Here is a 24,246-nt window from a genome sequence, read left to right as displayed (position 1 = left end):
GGCCCATGCCGGCCCGGGGCAGCGTTCTGCTCCGGGCCTGAGCGGTCCGGTGCTCCGCCGTCCCGCGCCTGTCCGGCCGACGTGGAGTCAGAACCCGACGGGGGCGCCGCCCGTTCCGTCCGCCGGCCGCGGCAGTGCCGCGTACACCCCCGCCGAGACGATGATCGTGGCCGCCCAGCCCAGACCGTTGCGCCCGGTCCAGGTGGCGGCGAGCGGGCCGCTGAACCACTCCACGTCGGTGAACAGCAGCCCGGTCACGAGCGCCGAGCCCCAGGCGCCCATGGCCGGCCGGCTGAACCCGGCCGTGTACCAGTAGCCGCTGCCGGGAGTGGTGTCCATGAGTGCCGCGGAGTCGTACGCACGGCCGCGCAGCAGATCCACCCCGAAGACCCCGATCCAGGCGGAGAACGTCACGCCGAGCAGTGTCAGGAACGAGAGGAACGTGTCGATGAAACTGGTCGCCACCATCATCAGCGTTCCGCCGAGCAGCAGGCTGATCGTCGCGTTCACGCCCACGGCCCAGGCGCGGGGGACCGAGAATCCGAGCGTCTGGGCGGTGAAGCCGGCGGAGTACATCGACATGGCGTTGATCAGCGTCATGCCGAGGACGGCGGTCAGGAGGTACGGCACCGAGATCCACCTCGGCAGCAACTCGCCGATGAACGCCACGGGGTCCTTCGTGACGGCCAGGTGAGGTGCGCCCACCGCCATCACCGCGCCCATCATCACCATCGGCAGAACCGTCACCAGGGCCCCTCCCACGGCCGCGCCGACCATCGCCCGGCCGGACGCCGAGCGCGGCAGGTAGCGGGCGAAGTCCGGTGCCGAGGGAACCCAGCTGATGCCCCCGGCGGCCAGCGTCCCGATTCCGGCGATCATCATCGCCGCCGGCCCCGGCGGCCGGTCCAGGACGGTCCGCCAGGGGGTCGAGCCGGTCAGATGGACCAGGACGAGCAGGCTCGTGCCCCCGAAGAGCCACACGGAGACCCGGGAGCACACCCGCAGCGCCCGGATTCCCAGCCCCGAGACGAGGAAGCTCGCGGCGACGAAGGCCGTCAGGGTCACCAGGATCAGGGAGTGGGTGCTCCGGATGCCGAACAGCAGATCGAGTACGGCCAGGACGGCGTAGGAGCCGGTGACCGCGTTCACGGTTTCCCAGCCCCAGCGGACCACCCACAACAGGGCTCCGGGAAGGAGATTGCCGCGCTGTCCGAAAACCGCCCTGGACAGTGCCATGCCGGGTGCCCCGCCGCGCTTGCCCGCGATGGACACGAGGCCGACCAGTCCGAACGAGAGCACGGGGGCGGTGACCGCCACAACCAGCACCTGCCAGAGGTTCAGGCCGTTGAAGACGGTGAGCCCGGCTCCGACGGTCAGCAGCAGCACCGTCATGTTGGCCGTCACCCAGGTGGGGAAGAGGGCGCGGACCCGGCCGGTGCGCTCGTGATCGGGGACGGGATCCAGGCCGCGGTTCTCCACGGGCAGCAGCGTACCTTTACCCCCAAACGTGGCATACCGACCCGTCGCTCGGTGTTCGTCGCCGTCTGCGACCGCGCCGGGCCGCAGTCGTGGCCGATACTGGACACGTTATGGAAATCGTCATCCTTGCTGTAGTCATCGCCCTGGTCGCGGTCGGCCTGATCAGCGGGCTCGTGGTCAGCAGCCGCAAGAAGAAGCAGCTGCCGCCCTCGGCGCCGTCGAGCACGCCGACCATCACTCCTCCCGCCGAGCCCCGTGTCGGCGAGGAAGCCGAGGCGCCGCGCGACGAAGCGCGGCGCACCACCGAGGAGGTCGGTCTCCCCGGCGACGGGACTTCCGTCGCGGAACCCCCCGTCACCGAGCCGGAGACCCCCGAGCTCGAAGTCCCCGAGCCCACCGCCGGCCGCCTGGTGCGGCTGCGCGCCCGGCTCGCCCGTTCGCAGAACTCCCTGGGCAAGGGGCTGCTCACGCTCCTGTCCCGCGACAACCTCGACGAGGACACCTGGGAGGAGATCGAGGACACCCTCCTCACCGCCGATGTCGGCGTCGCTCCCACCCAGGAGCTGGTGGAGAGGCTCCGCGAGCGGGTCCGCGTCCTCGGCACCCGTACGCCCGACGAACTGCGCACCCTGCTGCGCGAGGAGCTCGTCGCTCTGCTCGGCCCCGAATTCGACCGCGAGGTCAGGACCGAGGGCGGCGAAGGGACGCCCGGCGTCGTGATGGTCGTCGGGGTCAACGGCACCGGCAAGACGACCACGACGGGCAAGCTCGCCCGGGTGCTCGTCGCCGACGGCCGCAGCGTCGTGCTCGGCGCCGCGGACACCTTCCGTGCCGCCGCCGCCGACCAGCTCCAGACCTGGGGCGAGCGGGTCGGCGCCCGCACGGTGCGCGGCCCCGAGGCCGGCGACCCCGCCTCGATCGCCTTCGACGCGGTGAAGGAAGGTATCGCCGAGGGTGCCGACGTGGTGCTCATCGACACCGCGGGCCGGCTGCACACCAAGACCGGTCTGATGGATGAGCTCGGCAAGGTCAAGCGGGTCGTGGAGAAGCACGGGCCGCTCGACGAGATCCTGCTCGTCCTCGACGCCACGACCGGGCAGAACGGCCTCGTCCAGGCACGGGTCTTCGCCGAGGTGGTCGACATCACCGGCATCGTCCTCACCAAGCTGGACGGCACCGCCAAGGGCGGCATCGTCATCGCCGTCCAGCGTGAGCTGGGCGTCCCGGTGAAGCTGATCGGTCTCGGCGAGGGACCGGACGACCTGGCCCCGTTCGAGCCGGGCGCCTTCGTCGACGCTCTGATCGGCGACTGACCGGCCTGCCCCCGCTGACGTGTGAAGGGCGGTGGACCCGAGAGGGGTTCACCGCCCTTCGGCGGTCACCAGCGGTGGCATATGTAGGCGAGGGTGCCCAGCAGCAGCCGGGCCTGCGGGGGAGCGGCGGCCGTGTCCGGCGCCGGTGGCCGCAGCCAGCGGACCGGGCCGAGTCCTCCGAGGTCCGACGGGGGAGCGGTGACGTAGGCGCCGCGGCCCAGAGCCCGCAGATCGAGATCCGCGTCGTCCCAGCCCATCCGGTAGAGGAGCCCCGGCAGTCCCGCCGCGGCCCCGGGGGCGACGAAGAACTGCGCACGGCCGGTGGGGGTCACCGACACCGGCCCCAGTGGCAGCCCCATCCGCTCCATCCGGACCAGCGCGCGCCGGCCGGCGGCCTCGGCCACGTCGAGCACGTCGAAGGTCCGGCCCACGGGCAGCAGCATCGAGGCGCCCGGCACCTCGGCCCAGGCGTCAGCGGCCGTGCCGGGCGTGGCGCCCGGGGGCACCTCGGGGGCGAAGTCCAGCGGATGCGCGCCAGGGGCGTCGCACACCGTGTCGCCGCACGAGCAGACCCCTGCCGAGGCGCGCGCGCCCGGAGCCACCGCCCAGCCCCACAGCCCGGTGTACTCGGCCACCTCGGTCGCGCCGACCGCGCGGCCGCGGCGCCGCGCGCCGGACCGCATCTCCCGGATGCCGCCGATCGTGAAGCCCATGCACCCTCCAACGGGTCCGACTCACCGGTGGTTACGACCCGGAGTGCTCGACGTCTCCTCAGCCGCCGATCCGCCGGCGTGCATGGGTGGTGTCGCAGGGTTGCGCGATGCGCTTCGCGCGCCCCTGAGTGCTTCACTCCGCCAACCGCTGATCGCGGCCTGTCAAGTGAATCGCGGACCGTGTGGATCGGGTTCACTCGAAGGGGTGGCGAATGGTGGCGTTTCCGCGAAGGCCCACAGGGGGCGGTGATCGTAGGATTACCGTGGGTACCCGAACCTGCAATTGCATCTGCAGTTGAGTATGCCTCAGGCAATTCGATGATCCGTTCGAAGACGGGCGCTGTCCGCAGGGACAGCGCCGGGGCACGGCATTCTGGTAGAGGTTCGCGCGACAGGTTTCAGCGGATGGGGGCGTTCCAGTGAGTGGCAGCGGCGCAGGCGAGACGAATGCCGGAAAGCGCCCCAACGGGCAGCTGAGCTCATGGTTCGTGCGGAGCGGCTGGTCGAAGGGCGAGCTCGCCCGCCAGGTGAACCGCAGAGCACGCCGGCTGGGTGCCCACCACATCAGTACCGACACCTCCCGGGTGCGTCGCTGGCTCGACGGTGAACAGCCCCGCGAGCCGATCCCGCGCATCCTGTCCGAGCTCTTCTCCGAGCGCTTCGGAGCCGTCGTCCCGGTCGAGGACCTCGGGCTGCGCACCGCTCACCAGTCCCCCTCGGTGGCGGGGGTCGACCTGCCCTGGGCGGGACCGCAGACCGTCGCGCTGCTCAGCGAGTTCTCCCGCAGCGACCTCATGCTGGCCCGCCGCGGATTCCTCGGCAGTTCCCTCGCCCTCGCCGCCGGCCCCACGCTCATCGAGCCCATGCAGCGCTGGCTGGTGCCCGTGGCCCGCCCGGGGGAGCCGGAACCGGAGCTGCCGACCACGGAGAGCCGCCCCTCTCGGCTCTCCGGCCCCGAGCTGGACCTGCTGGAATCCACCACCGCCATGTTCCGTCAGTGGGACGCGCAGTGCGGGGGCGGGCTGCGCCGCAAGGCCGTCGTCGGCCAGCTCCACGAGGTCACCGACCTGCTGCAGGAGCCGCAGCCCCGGGCCACCGCCGAGCGCCTCTTCCGCTGCGCGGCCGAACTGGCCGAGCTGGCAGGCTGGATGAGCTACGACGTCGGCCTCCAGCCCACCGCCCAGAAGTACTTCGTGCTCGCCCTGCACGCCTCGAAAGAGGCGGGCGACAAGCCGCTGGGTTCCTACATCCTCTCCAGCATGAGCCGCCAGATGATCCACCTCGGCAGGCCCGACGACGCGCTCGAACTCGTCCATCTCGCCCAGTACGGCAGCCGTGACTGCGCCACCGCGCGGACCCAGGCCATGCTGTATGCGATGGAGGCCCGCGCCTACGCCAACATGGGCCAGCCCAGCAAGTGCAAGCGAGCGGTCCGGATGGCCGAGGACACCTTCGCCGACGCCGTCCTCGACGACGAGCAAGAGCCCGACTGGATCCGCTTCTTCTCCGAGGCCGAACTGCACGGCGAGAACTCCCACTCCTACCGTGACCTCGCCTATGTCGCCGGACGCAGCCCCACGTACGCCTCGCTCGCCGAGCCGGTCATGGCCCGAGCCGTCGAGCTCTTCGGCGAGGACGACGAGCACCAGAGGTCCTACGCGCTCAACCTGATCGGCATGGCCACCGTGCACCTCCTCAAGCGCGAGCCCGAGGAGTCGGCCGTCCTGGCCACCACGGCCCTCAAGGTCGCCAGGAAGGTCAGGTCGGAGCGCGTGAACACCCGGCTCCGCAAGACCGTCGACACCGCGGCCAGGGACTTCGGGGACGTCCCCGAAGTCGCCCGGCTCACCGACCTCCTCACCGAGCAGCTTCCGGAGACCGCCGAAGCGGTCTGACCGGATCCGCCGCCACCGGCCACGACGGCCGTCCCGCACCATTCGACCCGGCTCCCCCATGTGCCAGGGCGGCGGGTCGCCGTCGTGGCCGGTTCACGTTCCCGGGCCTTCCAACCGCACCGTATGCGGCGCAGCACGGACGGCAGGCAGCGCACCGGGCCCGACACCCCCGGTTCATGGGGACGTAACACGCGGAGCTCCTTCGTCACTGTGGTGAAACACCGTGCGGCATTCGTGGAAACCGCGCTGCGCGAATCTCATGGCGCATAACCGGCCCGCACCTTTTCACCGTGGTCCCGCACCCCCGCACGTGGCCGCACCGACGACGAGGAGACGCCGATGCCCCCAGGCATCACGACGCTTGCCGCAGACGCTCCTGAGCTGTCTGCCGCCAACACAGGGTTCATGCTCATCTGCTCCGCGCTGGTGATGCTCATGACCCCGGGTCTGGCCTTCTTCTACGGAGGCATGGTCCGCGTCAAGAGCACCCTGAACATGCTGATGATGAGCTTCATCAGCCTCGGGATCGTCACGATCCTGTGGGTGCTCTACGGATTCAGCCTCGCCTTCGGCACCGACGTCGGTTCCGTCATCGGCTGGAGCTCGGACTACGTCGGCCTCAGCGGCATCGGAGTCACCGAGCTCTGGGACGGCTACACCATCCCGACCTACGTCTTCGCGGTCTTCCAGCTGATGTTCGCCGTGCTCACCCCGGCCCTCATCAGCGGCGCCCTCGCGGACCGCGTCAAGTTCACCTCCTGGGCCCTGTTCATCACCCTGTGGGTCAGCGTCGTCTACTTCCCGGTCGCGCACTGGGTCTGGGGCGCCGGCGGCTGGCTCTTCGAGCTGGGGGTCATCGACTTCGCCGGCGGTACGGCCGTCCACATCAACGCGGGTGCCGCGGCCCTCGGCGTGATCCTCGTCATCGGCAAGCGGGTCGGCTTCAAGAGGGACCCGATGCGGCCGCACAGCCTGCCGCTCGTCATGCTCGGTGCCGCCCTCCTGTGGTTCGGCTGGTTCGGCTTCAACGCAGGCTCGTGGCTCGGCAACGACGACGGCGTGGGCGCCGTCATGTTCGTCAACACCCAGGTCGCCACCGGCGCCGCAGTCCTCGGCTGGCTCGCCTACGAGAAGATCCGCCACGGCTCCTTCACCACCCTGGGCGCCGCCTCCGGCGCCGTGGCCGGTCTCGTCGCCATCACCCCCGCGGGCGGCTCGGTCAGCCCGCTGGGCGCCATCGCGGTCGGCGTCATCGCCGGTGTCCTGTGCGCCATGGCCGTCGGCCTGAAGTACAAGCTCGGTTACGACGACTCCCTGGACGTCGTCGGCGTCCACCTCGTCGGCGGCATCATCGGCTCCCTCCTCGTCGGCTTCTTCGCCACCGGCGGTGTGCAGTCCGACGCCAAGGGCCTCTTCTACGGCGGCGGCCTCGAGCAGCTCGGCAAGCAGGCCGTCGGAGTGTTCGCGGTCCTCGCATACTCTCTGGTCGTCTCCGCGGTCCTGGCGTTCATCCTCGACAGGACCATCGGGATGCGGGTCAGCGAGGACGACGAGGTCTCCGGTATCGACCAGGTCGAGCACGCCGAGACGGCGTACGACTTCAGCGGCGCCGGCGGCGGCGCGGCCACGCGCACAGCACCTCCGGCGCCCGGCGCCGCGGCAGCCCCGACGAACAAGAAGGTGGACGCATGAAGCTCATCACCGCAGTCGTGAAGCCGCACAGGCTGGACGAGATCAAGGAGGCACTCCAGGCCTTCGGCGTCCAGGGCCTCACGGTCACCGAAGCCAGCGGTTACGGGCGTCAGCGTGGACACACCGAGGTCTACCGTGGTGCCGAGTACACCGTGGACCTCGTGCCGAAGATCCGCATCGAGGTCCTCGTCGAGGACGAGGACGCCGAACAGCTCATCGACGTGGTGGTCAAGGCCGCCCGGACCGGCAAGATCGGTGACGGCAAGGTCTGGAGCGTCCCGGTCGAGACCGCGATCCGCGTACGGACCGGCGAACGCGGCCCGGACGCACTCTGACCGACGGTCCCTGTGAACGGAAAGGCAGCCGGGTGACGAGCACCGAAGTGACCACCGAATCCGAGGACTCGGGACCCAGCGGCTATGCGGCGGCCCGGCTGCGCCTCCTCCAGGACGAGGCGCGGTCCGGGCCGCCGCGCCGTGCCGCACTGGCGCGGCTCACCGACGACTGGCTGACCGGGCTGTTCACGACGGCCGCCGAGCGGGCGGGTGTCCGCGGTGCCGCCCTCGTCGCCGTCGGCGGTTACGGCCGCGGAGAGCTCTCCCCGCGCAGCGACCTCGACCTCCTGCTCCTGCACGACGGCAACGCCGACCCCGGAGCCGTCGCCGCCCTCGCCGACGGGATCTGGTACCCGGTGTGGGACCTCGGCCTCGCACTCGACCACTCCGTACGCGCCCCCGGCGAGGCACGCAGAACCGCGGGGGAGGACCTCAAGGTCCAGCTCGGACTGCTCGACGCGCGCCCGGTCGCCGGAGACCTCGGGCTCGTCGCCGGACTCCGTACCGCGATCCTCGCCGACTGGCGCAACCAGGCCCCCAAACGCCTCCCCGCACTCGACGAGCTCTGCCGCGAACGGGCCGAACGCATGGGCGAGCTGCAGTTCCTCCTGGAACCCGACCTGAAGGAGGCCCGCGGCGGTCTCCGCGACGCCACCGCACTGCGTGCCGTCGCCGCCTCCTGGGTCGCCGACGCACCCCGCGAAGGGCTCGCGGAAGCCCGCCGTAAGCTCCTCGACGCCCGCGACGCACTCCATCTCACCACCGGCCGGGCCACCGACCGCCTCGCCCTGCAGGAGCAGGACCAGGTCGCCGGGGCCCTCGGCCTCCTGGACGCCGACGCCCTGCTGCGCCAGCTCTACGAGGCCGCACGGACCGTCTCGTACGCCACCGACGTCACCTGGCGCGAGGTCAACCGCGTCCTGCGGGCCCGCTCCTCACGGCCACGGCTGCGCACGCTCCTCGGCGGCGCCAAGGCCGCCCCGGAACGCACCCCGCTCGCCGAGGGCGTCGTCGAGGCCGACGGCGAAGTCGTCCTCGCGCGCACCGCCCGACCCGAACGCGACCCCGTGCTCACACTCAGGGCCGCCTCCGCCGCGGCGGAGGCCGGGCTGCCGCTCTCCCGCCACCTCGTCCGCCACCTCAGCACTGCGGCGCAGCCACTGCCCGTGCCGTGGCCGCCCCAGGCCCGCGAGGAGCTCGTCACCCTCCTCGGTGCCGGCGAGGCCACCGTCGGTGTCTGGGAAGCGCTCGAAGCGGAAGGCATCATCACCCGCCTGCTGCCCGACTGGGAGCGGGTCCACTGCCGGCCGCAGCGCAACCCCGTCCACACCTGGACCGTCGACCGGCACCTCGTCGAGACGGCCGTCCGCGCCTCCCACCTCACCCGCCGTGTCGGCCGTCCCGACCTCCTCCTGATCGCCGCCCTGCTGCACGACATCGGCAAGGGCTGGCCGGGAGACCACTCCGTGGCCGGCGAGGTCATCGCCCGCGACATGGCCGCCCGTATCGGCTTCGACAAGCAGGACGTCGGCGTCGTCGCCACGCTCGTACGGCACCATCTGCTGCTCGTCGAGACCGCCACGCGGCGCGACCTCGACGACCCCGCGACCGTCCGCTCCGTCGCCGCGGCCGTCGGCAACGTCTCCACCCTGGAACTGCTGCACGCGCTCACCGAGGCCGACGCACTGGCCACCGGCCCTGCGGCCTGGAGCTCCTGGCGGGCCTCCCTCGTCACGGACCTGGTCAGGCGTGTCGCCGCGCTCCTGGCCGGCGAGGAACCTCCCGCGCCGGAGCCGCTCGCCCCCAGTGCCGAGCAGGAACGCCTCGCCGTCGAGGCCCTGCGCACCGGCGAGCCCGTCCTCTCCCTGCACACCCGTCCCGAACCGGCCGCCGAGGACGGCGAGCCCGAACCCGTCGGCGTCGAACTCCTCATCGCGCTGCCCGACCGCCCAGGCGTCCTGCCCGCTGCGGCCGGTGTCCTCGCCCTGCACCGTCTCACCGTGCGCGCCGCCGACCTGCGTGCCGTCGAGCTGCCCACCGAGCTGGGTGACACGGCGGACCTGCTGGTGCTCAGCTGGCGGGTCGCGGCCGAGTACGGCTCACTCCCGCAGGCCGCCCGGCTGCGCGCCGACCTCGTACGCGCCCTGGACGGTTCCCTGGACATCCGGGCCAGGCTCGCCGAACGCGAAGCCGCCTATCCGCGGCGGCGCGGAGTGAAGGCCCCGCCGCCCCGGGTGACCGTCGCCGCGGCCGGATCGCGCCTGGCCACGGTGATCGAGGTACGCGCACAGGACGCCCCGGGGCTCCTGCACCGGATCGGCCGCGCCCTGGAGCGGAGCGCGGTCAGAGTGCGCAGCGCCCACGTCTCCACGCTCGGCGCGAACGCGGTGGACGCCTTCTACGTCACGGACACCGAGGGCGAACCTCTGCTCCCGGAACGGGCCGCCGAGGTGGCCGGGGAGGTCGAGAAGGAGCTTGGCTGACCCCCTGCCCCGGGTCCGTTCGTCACGAGAAACGGGCGAGGGCTTCGCGTTCCCCGGCGTCCGGATACCCTGGAGTGCGACTGACCTGCCACGCCCCCGACCCTGAGGACCGACGAGCGCCGTGTTCGATACTCTCTCCGACCGCCTTAGCGCGACTTTCAAAAACCTCAGGGGCAAGGGCCGCTTGTCCGAGGCGGACATCGACGCCACGGCTCGCGAGATCCGTATCGCCCTGCTCGAGGCCGATGTCGCGCTCCCCGTCGTCCGGGCGTTCATCGCCAGCATCAAGGAGCGGGCGCGCGGCTCCGAGGTCTCCCAGGCGCTGAACCCCGCCCAGCAGGTCGTCAAGATCGTCAACGAGGAGCTCGTCGGCATCCTCGGCGGCGAGACCCGGCGGCTCAGGTTCGCCAAGAACCCGCCCACCGTGATCATGCTCGCGGGCCTGCAGGGTGCCGGTAAGACCACCCTCGCCGGAAAGCTGGGTCTCTGGCTCAAGAGCCAGGGCCACTCCCCGCTGCTCGTCGCCTGTGACCTCCAGCGCCCCAACGCCGTCAACCAGCTGAGCGTCGTCGCCGACCGTGCCGGTGTCGCGGTGTACGCACCGGAGCCGGGCAACGGTGTGGGTGACCCCGTCAAGGTCGCCAAGGACTCCATCGAGTTCGCCAAGGCCAAGGTCCACGACATCGTCATCGTCGACACCGCCGGCCGCCTCGGCATCGACGAGGAACTGATGCGGCAGGCCGCGGACATCCGCGACGCCGTCAGCCCCGACGAGATCCTCTTCGTCGTCGACGCGATGATCGGTCAGGACGCGGTCAACACCGCCGAGGCCTTCCGCGACGGCGTCGGCTTCGACGGCGTGGTGCTCTCCAAGCTCGACGGTGACGCCCGCGGTGGTGCCGCCCTGTCGATCGCCCACGTCACGGGCAAGCAGATCATGTTCGCGTCGAACGGTGAGAAGCTCGAGGACTTCGACGCCTTCCACCCCGACCGCATGGCGTCCCGCATCCTCGACATGGGTGACCTCCTCACCCTGATCGAGCAGGCGGAGAAGACCTTCAGCCAGGAAGAGGCCGCCAAAATGGCCTCCAAGCTGGCGTCGAGCAAGGGCAAGGACTTCACGCTCGACGACTTCCTGGCGCAGATGGAGCAGGTCAGGAAGATGGGCTCCATCTCCAAGCTGCTCGGGATGCTGCCCGGCATGGGGCAGATCAAGGACCAGATCAACAACATCGACGAGCGTGACGTGGACCGCACGGCCGCGATCATCAAGTCGATGACCCCGAAGGAACGCGCCGAGCCGACGATCATCAACGGCTCGCGCCGGGCCCGTATCGCCAAGGGTTCCGGTGTCGAGGTCTCCGCGGTGAAGAACCTGGTGGAGCGCTTCTTCGAGGCCCGCAAGATGATGTCGAAGATGGCCCAGGGCGGCGGCATGCCGGGGATGCCGGGCATGCCGGGCATGGGTGGTGGTCCCGGCCGTCAGAAGAAGCAGGTCAAGCAGGCCAAGGGCAAGCGCAAGAGCGGTAACCCGATGAAGCGCAAGGCCGAGGAGCAGGCCGAGGCGGCACGCCGCGAGCAGGCGGCGCAGGGCGGCGCGTTCAACCTGCCCGCCCAGGAGGACAAGAACTTCGAGCTGCCGGACGAGTTCAAGAAGTTCATGGGCTGACCGGCCCGGTGCACGCGCGAAGGGGCGCCCCGCCCGGCGGGGCGCCCCTTCGCGTTCCCGTCAGGTCACGCACACCAGGTAGCGGAAGACGTTCGGCATCCACACCGTGCCGTCGGGCCGCAGATGCGGATGCAGGGCCTCCGCGACCTCCTTCTCCACCTGGCTGCGATCCGTCGCCCGTACCGCCGTGTCGAACAGCCCGGTGGACAGCAGGCCGCGCACCGCGCTGTCCACGTCCGCGTAGCCGAACGGGCAGGACACCCGGCCCGATCCGTCCGGCTTGAGACCGGCCTGTGCCGCGACCTCTTCCAGGTCGTCCCGCAGCGCCGGCCGCCAGCCGCTCCCCGAACGCGGTGCGCGCGCCGACTCGGTGAGCCGGGCCGCCACCCTCAGCACCGGGGCAGTGGCACACCGCTCCGGCGGCCCCCAGCCGGCCAGCACCACCGTTGCGCCCCGCACGGCCAGCGGCACGGCGGAGGTCAGCGCCGGAGCGAGCCCTTCGGAGTCCCCGGCCGCGCAGCCGATCGGCTGGAACGAGGTCAGCAGGTTGTACGGGGCCTCCCCGTCCGGGACGGCCGCCGGAACACTGTCCACGAGCCTCGCCCGGTGATCCGTACGCCCGGCACCGTGCCCGGCTTCGGAGGCGAGGCGCTCACGGGCCAGGGCGAGACGGTCGCGGTCGGTGTCGACGCCGGTGACGCGCGCGCCGCGCGACGCCGCGATCAGCAGCGCGAGCCCGGAACCGCAGCCGAGGGAGAGCATCCGCGTACCGGCCCCGACCTCGAGGCGGGCGTACACCGCCTCGTAGAGGGGCGCCAGCATGCGCTCCTGGATCTCGGCCCAGTCACGGGCGCGGGTACCGGCGTCCACCGTGGCGGACGAATCCGCGTACCTGTGGTGCCGGACGAGCGTAGGTGTCATGGAATGCGCCCCAATCCGCCGTGAGGTCGGTCGTGCCCGAGTGAGGTCCCCCATGTCTATGTGCTGTGCATGTGTGCCCACAGCCCCCGTATGCCAGGGAACTCCGCATCGGCGGTCCCGTCCAGAGGCCGGACGGGGTGGGATGGCATGGCCCGCGTGCTCCGGTCGTGCGCCCCCGGGCGCCGCGTGCGCGATGCGGGCGCCGGGAACAGCACGCCCGCTGCCCGCTTCCTCACAGTCTCACCCGACACACGGGGCGCAGCACGTCGAGCGCCCCCGCCCCGGCCCGCGACCGGTGTGCCGCCCTCGCTCCGTGCCGGGTACTGTCGCCCGGGGGTGCCCGTCCACGCCGGTGCGTACGCGTTGCTACGTCCCACCTTGGTGCGAGCTGTGAGACTTCTCCGCTGATCTGCGCACCCGCCCTCGTCCGGACGCATCAAGGGCAACTGACTGGTACGTGCAAATTATTTGGGATGCCCCGGAATAGGAACACCGGAGCACCCAGGCTCGTTGTCACGACGTGAGCACGACACCACCTGTACTTGCCGCAGAGCTGGCACAGGCGTGGGCCGACATTCAGCGGTACCACCCCGAGCTGCCCGATCTTGCCGCGCCAGAGTCCCTGATCGGAGAGTCCTCGTCCGCCTGTGGCGCCGAGCTCTCCTTCGAACGGCTGCTCCATGAGGCAGTCCACGGCATCGCTGCCGCGCGAGGTGTCCGTGACACCTCCCGCGCCGGCCGCTACCACAACCGACGCTTCCTCGCGATCGCCGAGGAGCTGGGCCTCGATCATGCCGAGGAGCCCCACCCCAGCAGCGGATTCTCGCTGGTGACGCTCAATCCCGAGGCCAGACGCAGGTACCGCCCCACTGCGGAGCGGCTGCAGCGTGCGCTCAAGGCGCACACCGTGGCCACCGCGGCGGACACCAAGCGCTCGTTCCGCGGTCCCGCCGCGCGCCACGGCTCGTCCGGGGGAGGGGTGCGGGTCAAGGCCGTCTGCGACTGCGGGCGCAACGTCCGTGTCGTTCCCTCGGTCCTCGCCCAGGCCCCGATCGTCTGCGGCGGCTGCGGCAAGCCCTTCCGCATCCCGGAAGCGGCGGTCGCGGTGGGGTGACCCGATGCGGTGTGGCACAATGGACAGCTGTACTCGACAGCCGCACAGGACCCCTCTCTCCTCCGGCTGACGCGTCCATCGGGCACCCGAGTACCGCAACCCCACGTGGCATCTTTTGTGCCCAACCACGTCAGAGACCAGGAGAGACCACTTCCGTGGCAGTCAAGATCAAGCTGAAGCGTCTGGGCAAGATTCGTTCGCCTCACTACCGCATCATCGTCGCCGACTCCCGTACGCGCCGTGACGGCCGGGCGATCGAGGAGATCGGTCTGTACCACCCGGTGCAGAACCCCTCCCGCATCGAGGTCAACGCGGAGCGCGCGCAGTACTGGCTGTCCGTCGGCGCCCAGCCGACCGAGCCGGTCCTCGCGATCCTGAAGCTCACCGGTGACTGGCAGGCCCACAAGGGCCTCCCGGCCCCCGCGCCGCTCCTGCAGCCGGAGCCCAAGGCTGACAAGCGCGCCCTGTTCGAGGCCCTGACCACGGACGGCGACGAGGCCAAGGGTGAGGCCATCACCCAGAAGGCCAAGAAGTCGGACAAGAAGGCGGACGAGGCGGCCGACGCTGCCGCGTCCACCGAGTCGACCGAGGCCTGAGCGTGCTCGAGGAGGCTCTTGAGCACCTCGTGAAGGGCATCGTCGACAACCCCGACGATGTGCAGGTCGCCTCGCGCGACCTGCGCCGTGGACGCGTGCTCGAGGTCCGGGTTCACCCCGACGACCTCGGAAAGGTGATCGGCCGCAACGGCCGCACCGCGCGCGCCCTGCGTACCGTCGTGGGTGCCATCGGCGGCCGTGGGATCCGTGTCGACCTCGTCGACGTGGACCAGGTTCGCTGAAAGAGTTGAACACCGGCCGGGGCCGGGGAGGGCTTTCGAGCCGTCCCCGGCCTTTGTCGTCCGTACACCACCGCCTCCTCAGCAAGAAACCACCGGGAGAAACAGCGTGCAGTTGGTAGTTGCGCGGATCGGTCGCGCCCACGGCATCAAGGGCGAGGTCACCGTCGAGGTGCGCACCGACGAGCCCGAGATCCGGCTCGGTCCGGGGGCCGTGCTGGCCACGGAGCCCGCCGCCACCGGGCCGCTCACGATCGAGACCGGCCGGGTGCACAGTGGCAGGCTGCTCCTGCGGTTCGAGGGCGTGCGTGACCGTACGGGCGCCGAGGCGCTGCGCAACACCCTGCTGATCGCCGAGGTGGATCCGGAGGAACTGCCCGAGGATCCCGAGGAGTTCTACGACCACCAGCTGATGGACCTCGACGTCGTCCTCACCGACGGCACCGAGATCGGCCGGATCACCGAGATCACGCACCTCCCGTCCCAGGACCTGTTCATCGTGGAACGGCCGGACGGCAGCGAGGTGATGATCCCGTTCGTCGAGGAGATCGTCACCGAGATCGACCTGGAGGAGCAGCGGGCCGTCATCACTCCGCCGCCGGGGCTGATCGACGAGAGCGAGGCCGTCATCGCCTCCACACGCGACCAGGACGGTGCCGGGGCCGACGTGGCGGACGACGGGAAGAAGGGCGGCGAGTGATGCGGCTCGACGTCGTCACGATCTTCCCCGAGTACCTGGACCCCCTGAACGTCTCGCTCGTGGGCAAGGCGCGGGCCCGGGGCAGTCTCGACGTACGCGTCCACGACCTGCGGGACTGGACCTACGACCGGCACAACACCGTGGACGACACCCCCTACGGTGGCGGCCCCGGCATGGTCATGAAGACCGAACCCTGGGGCGAGGCGCTGGACACCGTGCTGGCCGGCGGCTACGAGGCCGGTGCGCACTCCCCGGTGCTCGTGGTGCCCACGCCCAGCGGCAGGCCCTTCACCCAGGAACTGGCCGTGGAGCTCTCGGAGCGACCGTGGCTCATCTTCACCCCGGCCCGCTACGAAGGCATCGACCGCCGGGTGATGGACGAGTACGCGACCCGTATACCGGTCATCGAGGTGTCCATCGGGGACTACGTCCTGGCGGGCGGCGAAGCAGCCGTCCTGGTGATCACGGAGGCCGTCGCCCGGCTGCTGCCCGGGGTGCTCGGCAACGCCGAGTCGCACCGCGACGACTCCTTCGCGCCCGGGGCCATGGCCGACCTGCTCGAGGGGCCGGTCTACACGAAGCCTCCCGAGTGGCGTGGGCGCGCCATCCCCGAGGTGCTGCTCAGCGGCCACCACGGCCGGATCGCACGCTGGCGACGCGACGAGGCCTTCCGCCGGACCGCTCTCAACAGGCCCGATCTGATCGAGCGTTGCGAGGCGGCCGGCTTCGACAAGAAGGACCGCGAGATGCTGTCCATCCTGGGCTGGTCCCCGGGGCCCGACGGACGATTTTGGCGCAGGCCCGAGGCCGTGGAAGAATAGGCTCGCTGTACGTCCGGCGTGCGCCCCTGCCACAGGGGGAAAGACGCTCGCCCGATGTGATCAGCATCCGAACTTCACTCTCTCCCGTCGATGACCTGTGGCATCGGCGAAGAAAGCAGACAACATGACTTCCCTGCTCGATGGCGTCAACGCCGCCTCGCTCCGTACCGACCTCCCGGCGTTCCGCCCCGGTGACACCGTCAACGTCCACGTGCGCGTGATCGAGGGCAACCGCTCCCGTATCCAGCAGTTCAAGGGTGTAGTCATCCGCCGCCAGGGCTCGGGCGTCAGCGAGACCTTCACGGTCCGCAAGGTCTCCTTCAGCGTCGGTGTCGAGCGCACCTTCCCGGTGCACAGCCCGATCTTCGAGAAGATCGAGCTCGTCACCCGCGGTGACGTCCGTCGCGCCAAGCTGTACTTCCTCCGTGAGCTCCGCGGCAAGGCCGCGAAGATCAAGGAGAAGCGCGACCGCTGACTCACCTCCGGCGTCCACGGCGTGGCCCGATAGGATTCGGCCCCGATGGATACGGAAGCACAGCACATGGAGCGCGACCGCTCCTCCGGCCCCGCAGACGGGACGGAGGAGGGGTCGCGCTCCACGCATGTTCCCGACGGGCCGTCCGCTGTTCCCGACGGGCCGTCCGCGTCGATGTCCTGGGGGCGGACCGCCTTCCTCGGCATGCTGTGCACGACCGCTCTGCTGCTGTTCAGTGCCTTCGTCCTGCAGCCCTTCCTGATTCCCAGTGGCTCGATGCAGCCCACGCTCCGGGTCGGGGACCGTGTACTCGTCAACAAACTGGCGTACCGTTTCGGCTCCGAGCCCCGGCGCGGCGACGTGGTGGTCTTCGACGGCACCGGATCCTTCGTACCGGAGGCGGGGGCGGAGGGGAACCCCGTCGGCGCGCTGCTGCACGGGGCGGCCGCGTCCCTGGGGCTGGCCGAACCCGCGGGGTCCGACTTCGTGAAGCGGGTGGTGGGCGTGGGGGGCGACCGTGTGGTCTGCTGCGAGAAGCGGGGGAGGCTCGAGGTGAACGGCGCTCCGGTGGACGAGGCGTATCTCCACCCGGGTGACCGCCCGTCCGACGTCGCCTTCGACATAGTGGTGCCGGACGGCAGACTCTGGGTGATGGGCGACCACCGCAGCAACTCGAGGGACTCCCGTGACCACCTGGGGCAGCCCGGGGGCGGCATGGTGCCCGTCCAGCGAGTGATCGGACGTGTCGACTGGCTCGGCTGGCCGCTCGGCCGACTCGGCTCCCTGGAGGGCACCGACGCCTTCACCGGCATACGGCCGGCGGGCGCGGATCATGGGTAACCGGGGTCGGAGGAGGGCGGCACCCGAGCCCGTCCCGCCGCTTCCCACCGGGTCGAGGCCGACCACGGCCCGTTCGCTGCCCACGCGGGCGGAGCGCCGCAGGCTGGCCCGCAAGGTGAAACGCCGCAGGCGCCGGTCTGCGATCAAGGAGATACCCCTCCTCGTCCTGGTGGCGCTGCTGATCGCGCTGGTGCTCAAGACCTTTCTCGTCCAGGCCTTCGTGATCCCCTCCGGCTCGATGGAGCAGACCATCCGGATCGGTGACCGGGTGCTCGTGGACAAGCTGACCCCCTGGTTCGGCTCCGAGCCGCAGCGCGGGGACGTCGTCGTCTTCAAGGACCCGGGTGGCTGGCTGCAGCAGGAGAGCGCCGTACCCGAGGACCCGCCCGCCGGGGTCAAACAGGTCAAGGAACTGCTCACCTTCATCGGGCTGCTGCCCTCCGCCGACGAACAGGACCTGATCAAGCGTGTGGTGGCCGTGGGGGGCGACACAGTGAAATGCTGCGGCGCCGACGGCAGGATCACGGTCAACGGTGTGGCGCTCGACGAGCCGTACCTGAATCCCGGCGACGTCCCCTCCACTCTCAAATTCGAGGTAAAGGTTCCCCGGGGCCGCATCTTCGTGATGGGCGACCACCGGTCGAATTCCGCGGACTCACGATTCCATCTCGACAAGCCGGGAAAGGGCACGGTGTCGGAGGGCGAGGTCGTGGGACGGGCCGTCGTGATCGCCTGGCCGTTCGGGCACTGGCGCAGGCTGGAGGAGCCCGGAACGTACGCCTCCGTCCCCGACGGGGGCGCCGGAGCGACGGCCGGGACGGCCCCGTCGAATAGTGTGTCCTCCCAGGATCGCAACGGAATGGTCCTGCTCCCGACCCCTGCGGAACTCCCGCTCGTTATGGGAGTGGTGGGCCTGCGCCGAATCGGGCGCGGGCGGTGGCACGGAGTGAGGAGTGGATGTGGGGGATTTGGCGGTCGGCGCACGATCCGGACACGACGAACCCGAGGACCGGTCTTCGAGCAACGGGGTCCCGGCGGAGGCGCAGAGTGACGGCGAGTCCCCGGACGGTGGCAGCACGGCGGTGAAGAAGCCCCGTTCCTTCTGGAAGGAGCTGCCGCTCCTCATCGGTGTCGCGCTCGTTCTCGCGCTGCTGATCAAGACGTTTCTGGTGCAGGCGTTCTCGATTCCCTCGGACTCGATGCAGAACACCCTGCAGCGGGGTGACCGGGTGCTGGTCGACAAGCTGACGCCGTGGTTCGGTTCGGAGCCCGAACGCGGAGAGGTCGTGGTCTTCCACGATCCGGGCGGCTGGCTGGAGGACACGGCGACGCCCGAGCCCAACGCGGTGCAGAAGTTCCTGAGCTTCATCGGGCTGATGCCGTCCGCGGAGGAGAAGGACCTGATCAAGAGGGTCGTCGCCGTCGGCGGCGACACCGTCGAGTGCAAGAAGAACGGGCCGGTGACGGTCAACGGCAAGGCGCTGGACGACAAGTCGTTCATCTTCGCCGGCAACAGCGCCTGCGACGACGAGCCGTTCGGACCGATCAACGTGCCCGAGGGCCGGATCTGGGTGATGGGCGACCACCGGCAGAACTCGCTGGACTCCCGGTACCACCAGGAGCTGCCCGGTCAGGGCACGGTGTCCACGGACGAGGTGGTCGGGCGGGCCGTTGTGGTGGCCTGGCCCGTCAACCGCTGGGCGACCCTGCCGGTGCCGAGCACGTTCGACCAGCCCGGGCTGAACGCCGCTGCCGCCGTCGCCGTACCTGGTGCACTGGGTGTAGCCGGAGCGCTGCCCCTCGTGTTCTGGCGTCGACGCAGGCTGACCCGCGGGCATACCGCCGGGTAGGGTGCCGACTCGGATCAGCGATTGTCGATCTCCGATGGGGGAGCGCTGGGATGAGTGGATCAGTACGTCATGACGGCCGCGGCCGGCTCGGCAGCACGTTGTCGAACCTGGCCGTGGCCGTCGGCTGTGTGCTCTTTCTCGGCGGCTTCGCCTGGGGAGCCGTGGTGTACAAGCCGTACACGGTGCCGACCGACTCGATGACACCGACGGTGAACGCCGGTGACCGGGTCCTCGCCGAGCGGGTGGACGGCGACGACGTGCGGCGCGGAGACGTGGTCGTCTTCACCGACACGGCGTGGGGCGACATGCCCATGGTGAAACGGGTCGTCGGCGTGGGCGGTGACAAGGTCGCCTGCTGCGACAAGGGCGGCCGGCTCACGGTCGATGGTGAACCCGTAGAGGAACCGTATCTGCGGGCCGCGGGAGCCTCGTCCCTGCTCCCGGCGGAGGGAAAGGCCCCGGCCTCCCCCCAGAACTTCACGGCCGACGTCCCCGAGGGTCAGCTCTTCCTCCTCGGGGACGAACGCAGCACCTCCATGGACTCCCGCGTCCACCTGGAGGACCCGGGGCAGGGTTCGGTCCCTCGCAGCGCGGTCCAGGCCCGGGTGGACGCCGTGGCCTGGCCCATGAACGGCATGATCGGCCGGCCCGCAGCCTTCGCCGCGCTGCCCGGCGGGGTGTCGTCCGAGGGGCCTCTGCCGCTGCAGGCCGGCGCCCTCGTGGTGGGCGTGGTGCTGATCCTGGGCGGCGCGGCCTACGGGCCGCTCGCGGCGCGATCCGGGCGGGGTGCCAAGCGGCCGAAGGCCTCCGCCGATGCGCACTGAGGTACGCAAGGTGGCCCGTGTCGTTCTCCTGGACCCGGACGACCGGATCCTGTTGCTGCACGGCTTCGAGCCCGAGGCCCCGGCCGACCACTGGTGGTTCACCCCCGGAGGCGGCCTGGAGGGCGGGGAGACCCGCGAGGAGGCCGCTCTGCGCGAGCTCGCCGAGGAGACCGGGATCACGGACGTCTCCCTCGGCCCGCTGCTGTGGACGAGGATCTGCTCCTTCCCGTTCGACGGGCGGCGCTGGGACCAGGACGAGTGGTACTTCCTGGCCCGAACGCCGCAGACGGCCACCCATCAGAAGGGCCTCACCGAGCTGGAGCTGCGCAGTGTCGCCGGTCTGAGGTGGTGGACTTCCGCCGAACTTCTCGCCACGCGTGAGACGGTGTACCCGACCAGGCTCGCCGGGCTGCTGCGCACGCTGCTCGACGAGGGTCCCCCGAGTGTTCCGCTGGTTCTCGCCCCCGAAATCGTCTAATCGGCCAGGGGTGCCTGGGGCTGACGCACAATAGGGGGACGCACGGCTGAAGGGGAACATGCCATGAGTGCCGAGGACCTCGAGAAGTACGAGACCGAGATGGAGCTGAAGCTCTACCGGGAGTACCGCGATGTCGTCGGTCTGTTCAAATATGTGATCGAGACCGAACGGCGCTTCTACCTCACCAACGACTACGAGATGCAGGTGCACTCGGTCCAGGGTGAGGTATTTTTCGAGGTTTCCATGGCGGACGCGTGGGTCTGGGACATGTACAGACCCGCCCGGTTCGTCAAGCAGGTCCGGGTGTTGACGTTCAAGGACGTGAACATCGAGGAACTCAACAAGAGCGACCTCGAACTGCCGGGCGGCTGATCCCCGGCACAGTCTCCGGCGCAAACTCTCGATATACCGGCCGAACGGCCGGATCCGGACCTTCTCCCGGCGTCCCGGTTCACTCGTCCGAGTGGCCGGGATATTCACATCGACCTGGTTGTCCACCAAGATCCACCAGCTCGGGCGGGGCGCGGCACAGTCGGTGCCGGAGGTGGTGCCGATATGAACGCACGGGGTGCACTCGGGCGGTACGGCGAGGATCTGGCGGTACGGCTGCTGGCTGACGCCGGTATGACGGTGCTGGAGCGCAACTGGCGGTGTCGCTCGGGAGAGATCGACATCGTCGCCAGGGACGGCGACGCGGTGGTCGTCTGCGAGGTGAAGACGCGCAGAGCGGGCTCCTTCGAACATCCGATGGAGGCGGTCACACCGACCAAGGCCGACCGGCTGCGCAGGCTCGCCGAGATCTGGCTCGACGGCCACGGTGGGCCGCCGCCGGGCGGGGTCCGGATCGATCTGGTCGGTGTGGTTCTGCCCAGCCGCGGTGCCCCGGTGACCGAACACGTGCGGGGCGTGGCCTGATGGGGTTCGCGCGGGCCTGCTCGGTGGCGCTCGTCGGCGTCGAGGGCGTGGTGGTGGAGGTCCAGGCCGATCTGGAACCGGGCGTGGCGGCGTTCACGCTCGTCGGCCTGCCGGACAAGAGCCTGGTGGAGAGCCGGGACCGGGTCAGGGCCGCGGTCGTCAATTCCGGGGCGGAGTGGCCGCAGAAGAAGCTCACGGTGGGCCTTTCGCCCGCGTCCGTACCCAAGGGCGGTTCGGGGTTCGATCTGGCCGTCGCGTGTGCGGTGCTCGGCGCGGCGGACCGGATCGATCCTGCCGCCATCGCCGATGTGGTGATGATCGGGGAGCTCGGCCTCGACGGCAGGGTCCGCCCCGTGCGCGGGGTGCTGCCCGCGGTGCTCGCGGCGGCGGAGGCGGGGTACCGGCACGTCGTCGTCCCGGAACAGACCGCGGGAGAGGCCGCCCTCGTGCCGGGCGTCACCGTCCTCGGCGTGCGGAGCCTGCGTCAGCTGATCGCCGTCCTCGGCGACGAACCCGTGCCCGAGGAGCCGGTCGCCGACCGGGGCCGTCCCGACGCGATGCTCGCCGGACTGATGGTGCCCGGAGCCGGCCTCGGCACCGGGCTGGCACCGTTCTCGTCCGACGGCACGGCACACCGGCCCGACCTGGCCGATGTGGCGGGCCAGGGACGGGCGCGCAAGGCGCTGGAGGTGGCCGCCGCGGGAGGGCACCACCTGCTGCTCTCGGGGCCGCCGGGCGCGGGGAAGACCATGCTGGCCGAGCGGCTCACGGCGATCCTGCCGCCGCTGTCCCGGCAGGAGTCCCTCGAAGTGACGGCGGTGCACTCGGTCGCGGGCATCCTCCCGCCGGGTGAACCCCTGATCGGCAGAGCACCGTACTGCGCCCCGCACCACTCGGCGACGATGCAGTCACTCGTGGGCGGGGGGAACGGTCTGCCGAGGCCGGGAGCGGTGTCCCTGGCGCACCGGGGTGTTCTCTTCCTCGACGAGGCACCGGAGTTCTCCGTGAGGGCACTCGACGCGCTGCGCCAGCCCCTGGAGTCCGGACACGTGGTGGTCGCACGCGCGGCCGGGGTCGTCCGGCTGCCCGCGCGCTTCCTGATGATCCTCGCCGCTAACCCCTGCCCGTGCGGCAGGCACACCCTGGCCGGTGCGGGCTGCGAGTGCCCGCCCTCCGCGGTCCGCCGCTATCAGGCGCGGCTGTCGGGCCCGTTGCTCGACCGCGTCGACCTGCGCGTCGAGGTCGAGCCGGTCGGAAGGGCCGACCTGATGGGGAGCGGCGGCCGAGGGGAGACCTCGGCCGAGGTGGCGGGCCGGGTGCGGGAGGCCAGGGAGCGCGCCGCGGAGCGGCTCGCCGGCACTCCCTGGACCACCAACAGCGAAGTGCCCGGGCACGAACTGCGGACCAGGCTGGTCACGGCGCCGGGCGCCCTGATGGCCGCCGAGCGTGACATGGAGCGGGGTGTCCTCACCGCCCGCGGCCTCGACCGGGTCCTGCGCGTGGCGTGGACGGTCGCCGACCTGCGGGCCGCCGACCGGCCGGACGCCTCGGACATCGCGGTGGCGCTGGAACTGCGGACGGGCATCCAGCGGGGGGTTCCGATGCGGGCGGGTGCCTCGTGAACGCCCCGCCGGTCCAGGGGGAGCGGGAGCGGCTGGCGCGCGTCGCCCTGACCCGCGTCTTCGAGCCGGGGGACGAGCGCGGTGGCCGCTGGATCCGCGAGGAGGGGCCCGTCGAGCTGATCCGGCGTCTCACCGGCACCGACGGATCGGCGCGGACACTCAAGGGGATGACGTCGACCCGACTGGCCGGCTACCGCCTGCGGGCGTCGAGCGCCGACCCGGTAAGGGACCTGGCGGACGTGGCCGCGATCGGCGGGCGGTTCGTCTGCCCCGGAGACCGGGAGTGGCCGAGCCAGCTCGACGACCTGGGGGACGCGCGGCCCATCGGCCTCTGGGTCAGAGGCCGGTCCGACCTGCGCCTCTGGGCGCTGCGCTCGGTCGCCGTGGTCGGAGCCCGGGCCTGCACGCCGTACGGGGCGCACATGGCCGCGACGCTCGCCGCAGGGCTGGCCGAGCGGGGCTGGGTGGTGGTCTCCGGCGCCGCGTTCGGGGTGGACGGTGCCGCCCACCGCGGGGCGCTGGCCGCGGGAGGGGCGACCATGGCGGTCCTGGCCTGCGGGGTGGACATGGCCTACCCCCGGGGCCACGCCGAGCTGATCGGGCGCATCATCGAGCAGGGCATGGTCATGGGTGAGCTGCCGCCCTCGGACCATCCGACGCGCAGCAGGTTCATCCTGCGCAACAGGGTGATCGCGGCACTCACGCGAGGCACCGTGGTGGTGGAGGCCGAGTACCGCAGCGGCTCACTGGTCACCGCGAGGAACGCGGAGCGGCTGGGCCGCTTCATCATGGGGGTCCCGGGCCCGGCCACCAGCGGCCTCTCGGCCGGCGTCCATGAACTCCTGCGCGGAGAGGGCGTTCTGGTCACCGATGCGGCCGAAATCGCGGAATTGGTGGGGGAGATGGGCGAACTCGCCCCTGCCAGACGCGGTCCCGTCCTGCCCCGCGACCTGCTCGACGCCGCCTCCGCACGGGTACTGGACGCACTGCCCGGCACAGGAGTGATGGACGGGCGGGACGTGGCCCGGAGCGCCGGGGTGTCAACGGACGAAGCCCTCGGGCGGTTGTACGAACTGCACTCACTGGGGTTCGTCGAACGCGAGGGCGACGGATGGCGGTTGACGCCCGGACGCACACGCGACGGGGGCGCGCGGCGAGCCGGTACTTGACCCGGAGCATTCGGGTGAAAAGGTGATGCCGACGACCTCGGCGGCACCCGGCCTGGCGTCAGGGGGGCGGTGCGCGTGGTGAGGCCCCCGCTGTTCGGCCCTG

General features: G+C 71.0%; 24 protein-coding genes. 21 read left to right on the top strand and 3 right to left on the bottom strand.

Going from position 1 to position 24,246, the window contains the following annotated elements; all coding sequences use genetic code 11:
* Positions 1-87: 87 nt before the first annotated feature.
* Positions 88-1,479 carry a cytosine permease gene (locus ABZ441_RS27495; RefSeq protein ID WP_358978965.1) on the bottom strand — a complete coding sequence of 464 codons (1,392 nt, stop codon included), beginning with the start codon at positions 1,477-1,479 and terminating at the stop codon, positions 88-90.
* A gap of 110 nt (positions 1,480-1,589) precedes the next feature.
* Between ABZ441_RS27495 and ftsY the strand changes: the two genes are divergently transcribed.
* Positions 1,590-2,792, top strand: a complete 1,203-nt coding sequence (gene ftsY / locus ABZ441_RS27490; protein ID WP_358978962.1) for a signal recognition particle-docking protein FtsY — start codon at positions 1,590-1,592, stop codon at positions 2,790-2,792.
* A gap of 65 nt (positions 2,793-2,857) precedes the next feature.
* Here the strand turns inward: ftsY and ABZ441_RS27485 are convergent, their stop codons facing one another.
* The gene (locus ABZ441_RS27485) at positions 2,858-3,505 is read right to left on the bottom strand and encodes a bifunctional DNA primase/polymerase (RefSeq protein ID WP_358978960.1); all 648 of its coding nucleotides are present in this window, start codon (positions 3,503-3,505) and stop codon (positions 2,858-2,860) included.
* 419 nt (positions 3,506-3,924) lie between these two features.
* Between ABZ441_RS27485 and ABZ441_RS27480 the strand changes: the two genes are divergently transcribed.
* The 5 genes from ABZ441_RS27480 (at position 3,925) to ffh (ending at position 11,579) form a co-directional block, all read left to right on the top strand.
* Positions 3,925-5,400: a hypothetical protein gene (locus ABZ441_RS27480; protein ID WP_358978958.1), complete on the top strand. Its 1,476-nt coding sequence runs from the start codon at positions 3,925-3,927 to the stop codon at positions 5,398-5,400.
* A gap of 339 nt (positions 5,401-5,739) precedes the next feature.
* The gene (locus ABZ441_RS27475; protein ID WP_358978956.1) at positions 5,740-7,092 is read left to right on the top strand and encodes an ammonium transporter; all 1,353 of its coding nucleotides are present in this window, start codon (positions 5,740-5,742) and stop codon (positions 7,090-7,092) included.
* The gene (locus tag ABZ441_RS27470) at positions 7,089-7,427 is read left to right on the top strand and encodes a P-II family nitrogen regulator (protein WP_014048583.1); all 339 of its coding nucleotides are present in this window, start codon (positions 7,089-7,091) and stop codon (positions 7,425-7,427) included. Before ABZ441_RS27475 ends, ABZ441_RS27470 begins: the two co-directional genes overlap by 4 nt.
* 32 nt (positions 7,428-7,459) lie before the next feature.
* Positions 7,460-9,910: a [protein-PII] uridylyltransferase gene (locus tag ABZ441_RS27465; RefSeq protein ID WP_358978953.1), complete on the top strand. Its 2,451-nt coding sequence runs from the start codon at positions 7,460-7,462 to the stop codon at positions 9,908-9,910.
* Positions 9,911-10,031: 121 nt separating this feature from the next.
* Positions 10,032-11,579 carry a signal recognition particle protein gene (gene ffh, locus ABZ441_RS27460; protein ID WP_358978951.1) on the top strand — a complete coding sequence of 516 codons (1,548 nt, stop codon included), beginning with the start codon at positions 10,032-10,034 and terminating at the stop codon, positions 11,577-11,579.
* Between the two features lie 60 nt (positions 11,580-11,639).
* Here the strand turns inward: ffh and ABZ441_RS27455 are convergent, their stop codons facing one another.
* Complete coding sequence (locus ABZ441_RS27455; RefSeq protein ID WP_358978949.1) at positions 11,640-12,500, bottom strand: methyltransferase domain-containing protein; 861 nt, start codon at positions 12,498-12,500, stop codon at positions 11,640-11,642.
* Positions 12,501-13,020: 520 nt separating this feature from the next.
* On the opposite strand from ABZ441_RS27455, the gene ABZ441_RS27450 reads away from it, so the two are divergent.
* The 15 genes from ABZ441_RS27450 (at position 13,021) to dprA (ending at position 24,143) form a co-directional block, all read left to right on the top strand.
* Positions 13,021-13,614: a hypothetical protein gene (locus tag ABZ441_RS27450; RefSeq protein ID WP_205022654.1), complete on the top strand. Its 594-nt coding sequence runs from the start codon at positions 13,021-13,023 to the stop codon at positions 13,612-13,614.
* Positions 13,615-13,769: 155 nt separating this feature from the next.
* Positions 13,770-14,210, top strand: coding sequence for a 30S ribosomal protein S16 (rpsP, locus tag ABZ441_RS27445; protein ID WP_205022655.1), 441 nt, complete (start codon positions 13,770-13,772; stop codon positions 14,208-14,210).
* Between the two features lie 2 nt (positions 14,211-14,212).
* Positions 14,213-14,452, top strand: a complete 240-nt coding sequence (locus ABZ441_RS27440; protein WP_014153811.1) for an RNA-binding protein — start codon at positions 14,213-14,215, stop codon at positions 14,450-14,452.
* Between the two features lie 106 nt (positions 14,453-14,558).
* Positions 14,559-15,149 carry a ribosome maturation factor RimM gene (gene rimM, locus ABZ441_RS27435; RefSeq protein ID WP_358978945.1) on the top strand — a complete coding sequence of 197 codons (591 nt, stop codon included), beginning with the start codon at positions 14,559-14,561 and terminating at the stop codon, positions 15,147-15,149.
* Positions 15,149-15,970, top strand: coding sequence for a tRNA (guanosine(37)-N1)-methyltransferase TrmD (trmD, locus tag ABZ441_RS27430; RefSeq protein WP_358978942.1), 822 nt, complete (start codon positions 15,149-15,151; stop codon positions 15,968-15,970). Before rimM ends, trmD begins: the two co-directional genes overlap by 1 nt.
* A 124-nt stretch (positions 15,971-16,094) precedes the next feature.
* Positions 16,095-16,445, top strand: a complete 351-nt coding sequence (gene rplS / locus ABZ441_RS27425) for a 50S ribosomal protein L19 (protein ID WP_031100562.1) — start codon at positions 16,095-16,097, stop codon at positions 16,443-16,445.
* A gap of 45 nt (positions 16,446-16,490) precedes the next feature.
* Complete coding sequence (gene lepB, locus ABZ441_RS27420) at positions 16,491-17,285, top strand: signal peptidase I (RefSeq protein ID WP_358978939.1); 795 nt, start codon at positions 16,491-16,493, stop codon at positions 17,283-17,285.
* Entirely contained in the window at positions 17,278-18,336 is a 1,059-nt protein-coding gene (lepB, locus tag ABZ441_RS27415; RefSeq protein WP_358978937.1) for a signal peptidase I, read from the top strand. Before lepB (ABZ441_RS27420) ends, lepB (ABZ441_RS27415) begins: the two co-directional genes overlap by 8 nt.
* The gene (gene lepB, locus ABZ441_RS27410) at positions 18,254-19,135 is read left to right on the top strand and encodes a signal peptidase I (protein WP_358978971.1); all 882 of its coding nucleotides are present in this window, start codon (positions 18,254-18,256) and stop codon (positions 19,133-19,135) included. Before lepB (ABZ441_RS27415) ends, lepB (ABZ441_RS27410) begins: the two co-directional genes overlap by 83 nt.
* Positions 19,136-19,185: 50 nt before the next feature.
* Positions 19,186-19,959 carry a signal peptidase I gene (gene lepB / locus ABZ441_RS27405; protein WP_358978935.1) on the top strand — a complete coding sequence of 258 codons (774 nt, stop codon included), beginning with the start codon at positions 19,186-19,188 and terminating at the stop codon, positions 19,957-19,959.
* Positions 19,949-20,437, top strand: a complete 489-nt coding sequence (locus tag ABZ441_RS27400) for an NUDIX hydrolase (protein WP_358978933.1) — start codon at positions 19,949-19,951, stop codon at positions 20,435-20,437. Before lepB (ABZ441_RS27405) ends, ABZ441_RS27400 begins: the two co-directional genes overlap by 11 nt.
* A 63-nt stretch (positions 20,438-20,500) precedes the next feature.
* Positions 20,501-20,809 carry a DUF2469 domain-containing protein gene (locus ABZ441_RS27395; protein ID WP_003965949.1) on the top strand — a complete coding sequence of 103 codons (309 nt, stop codon included), beginning with the start codon at positions 20,501-20,503 and terminating at the stop codon, positions 20,807-20,809.
* A gap of 183 nt (positions 20,810-20,992) precedes the next feature.
* Positions 20,993-21,352: a YraN family protein gene (locus tag ABZ441_RS27390; protein WP_358978930.1), complete on the top strand. Its 360-nt coding sequence runs from the start codon at positions 20,993-20,995 to the stop codon at positions 21,350-21,352.
* On the top strand, positions 21,352-22,974 hold the full coding sequence (locus ABZ441_RS27385; RefSeq protein WP_358978928.1) for a YifB family Mg chelatase-like AAA ATPase: 1,623 nt from the start codon (positions 21,352-21,354) through the stop codon (positions 22,972-22,974). Before ABZ441_RS27390 ends, ABZ441_RS27385 begins: the two co-directional genes overlap by 1 nt.
* Complete coding sequence (gene dprA, locus ABZ441_RS27380; protein ID WP_358978925.1) at positions 22,971-24,143, top strand: DNA-processing protein DprA; 1,173 nt, start codon at positions 22,971-22,973, stop codon at positions 24,141-24,143. The genes ABZ441_RS27385 and dprA overlap by 4 nt, the downstream gene beginning before the upstream one ends.
* The last annotated feature ends 103 nt before the right edge of the window (positions 24,144-24,246 follow it).

The sequence above is a fragment of the Streptomyces sp. NPDC005752 genome (assembly GCF_040630715.1).
Classification (GTDB): Bacteria; Actinomycetota; Actinomycetes; order Streptomycetales; family Streptomycetaceae; genus Streptomyces.
The sequence above is the reverse complement of the archived record's forward strand: the minus strand, read 5'-3'. Positions and strand labels throughout refer to the sequence as shown.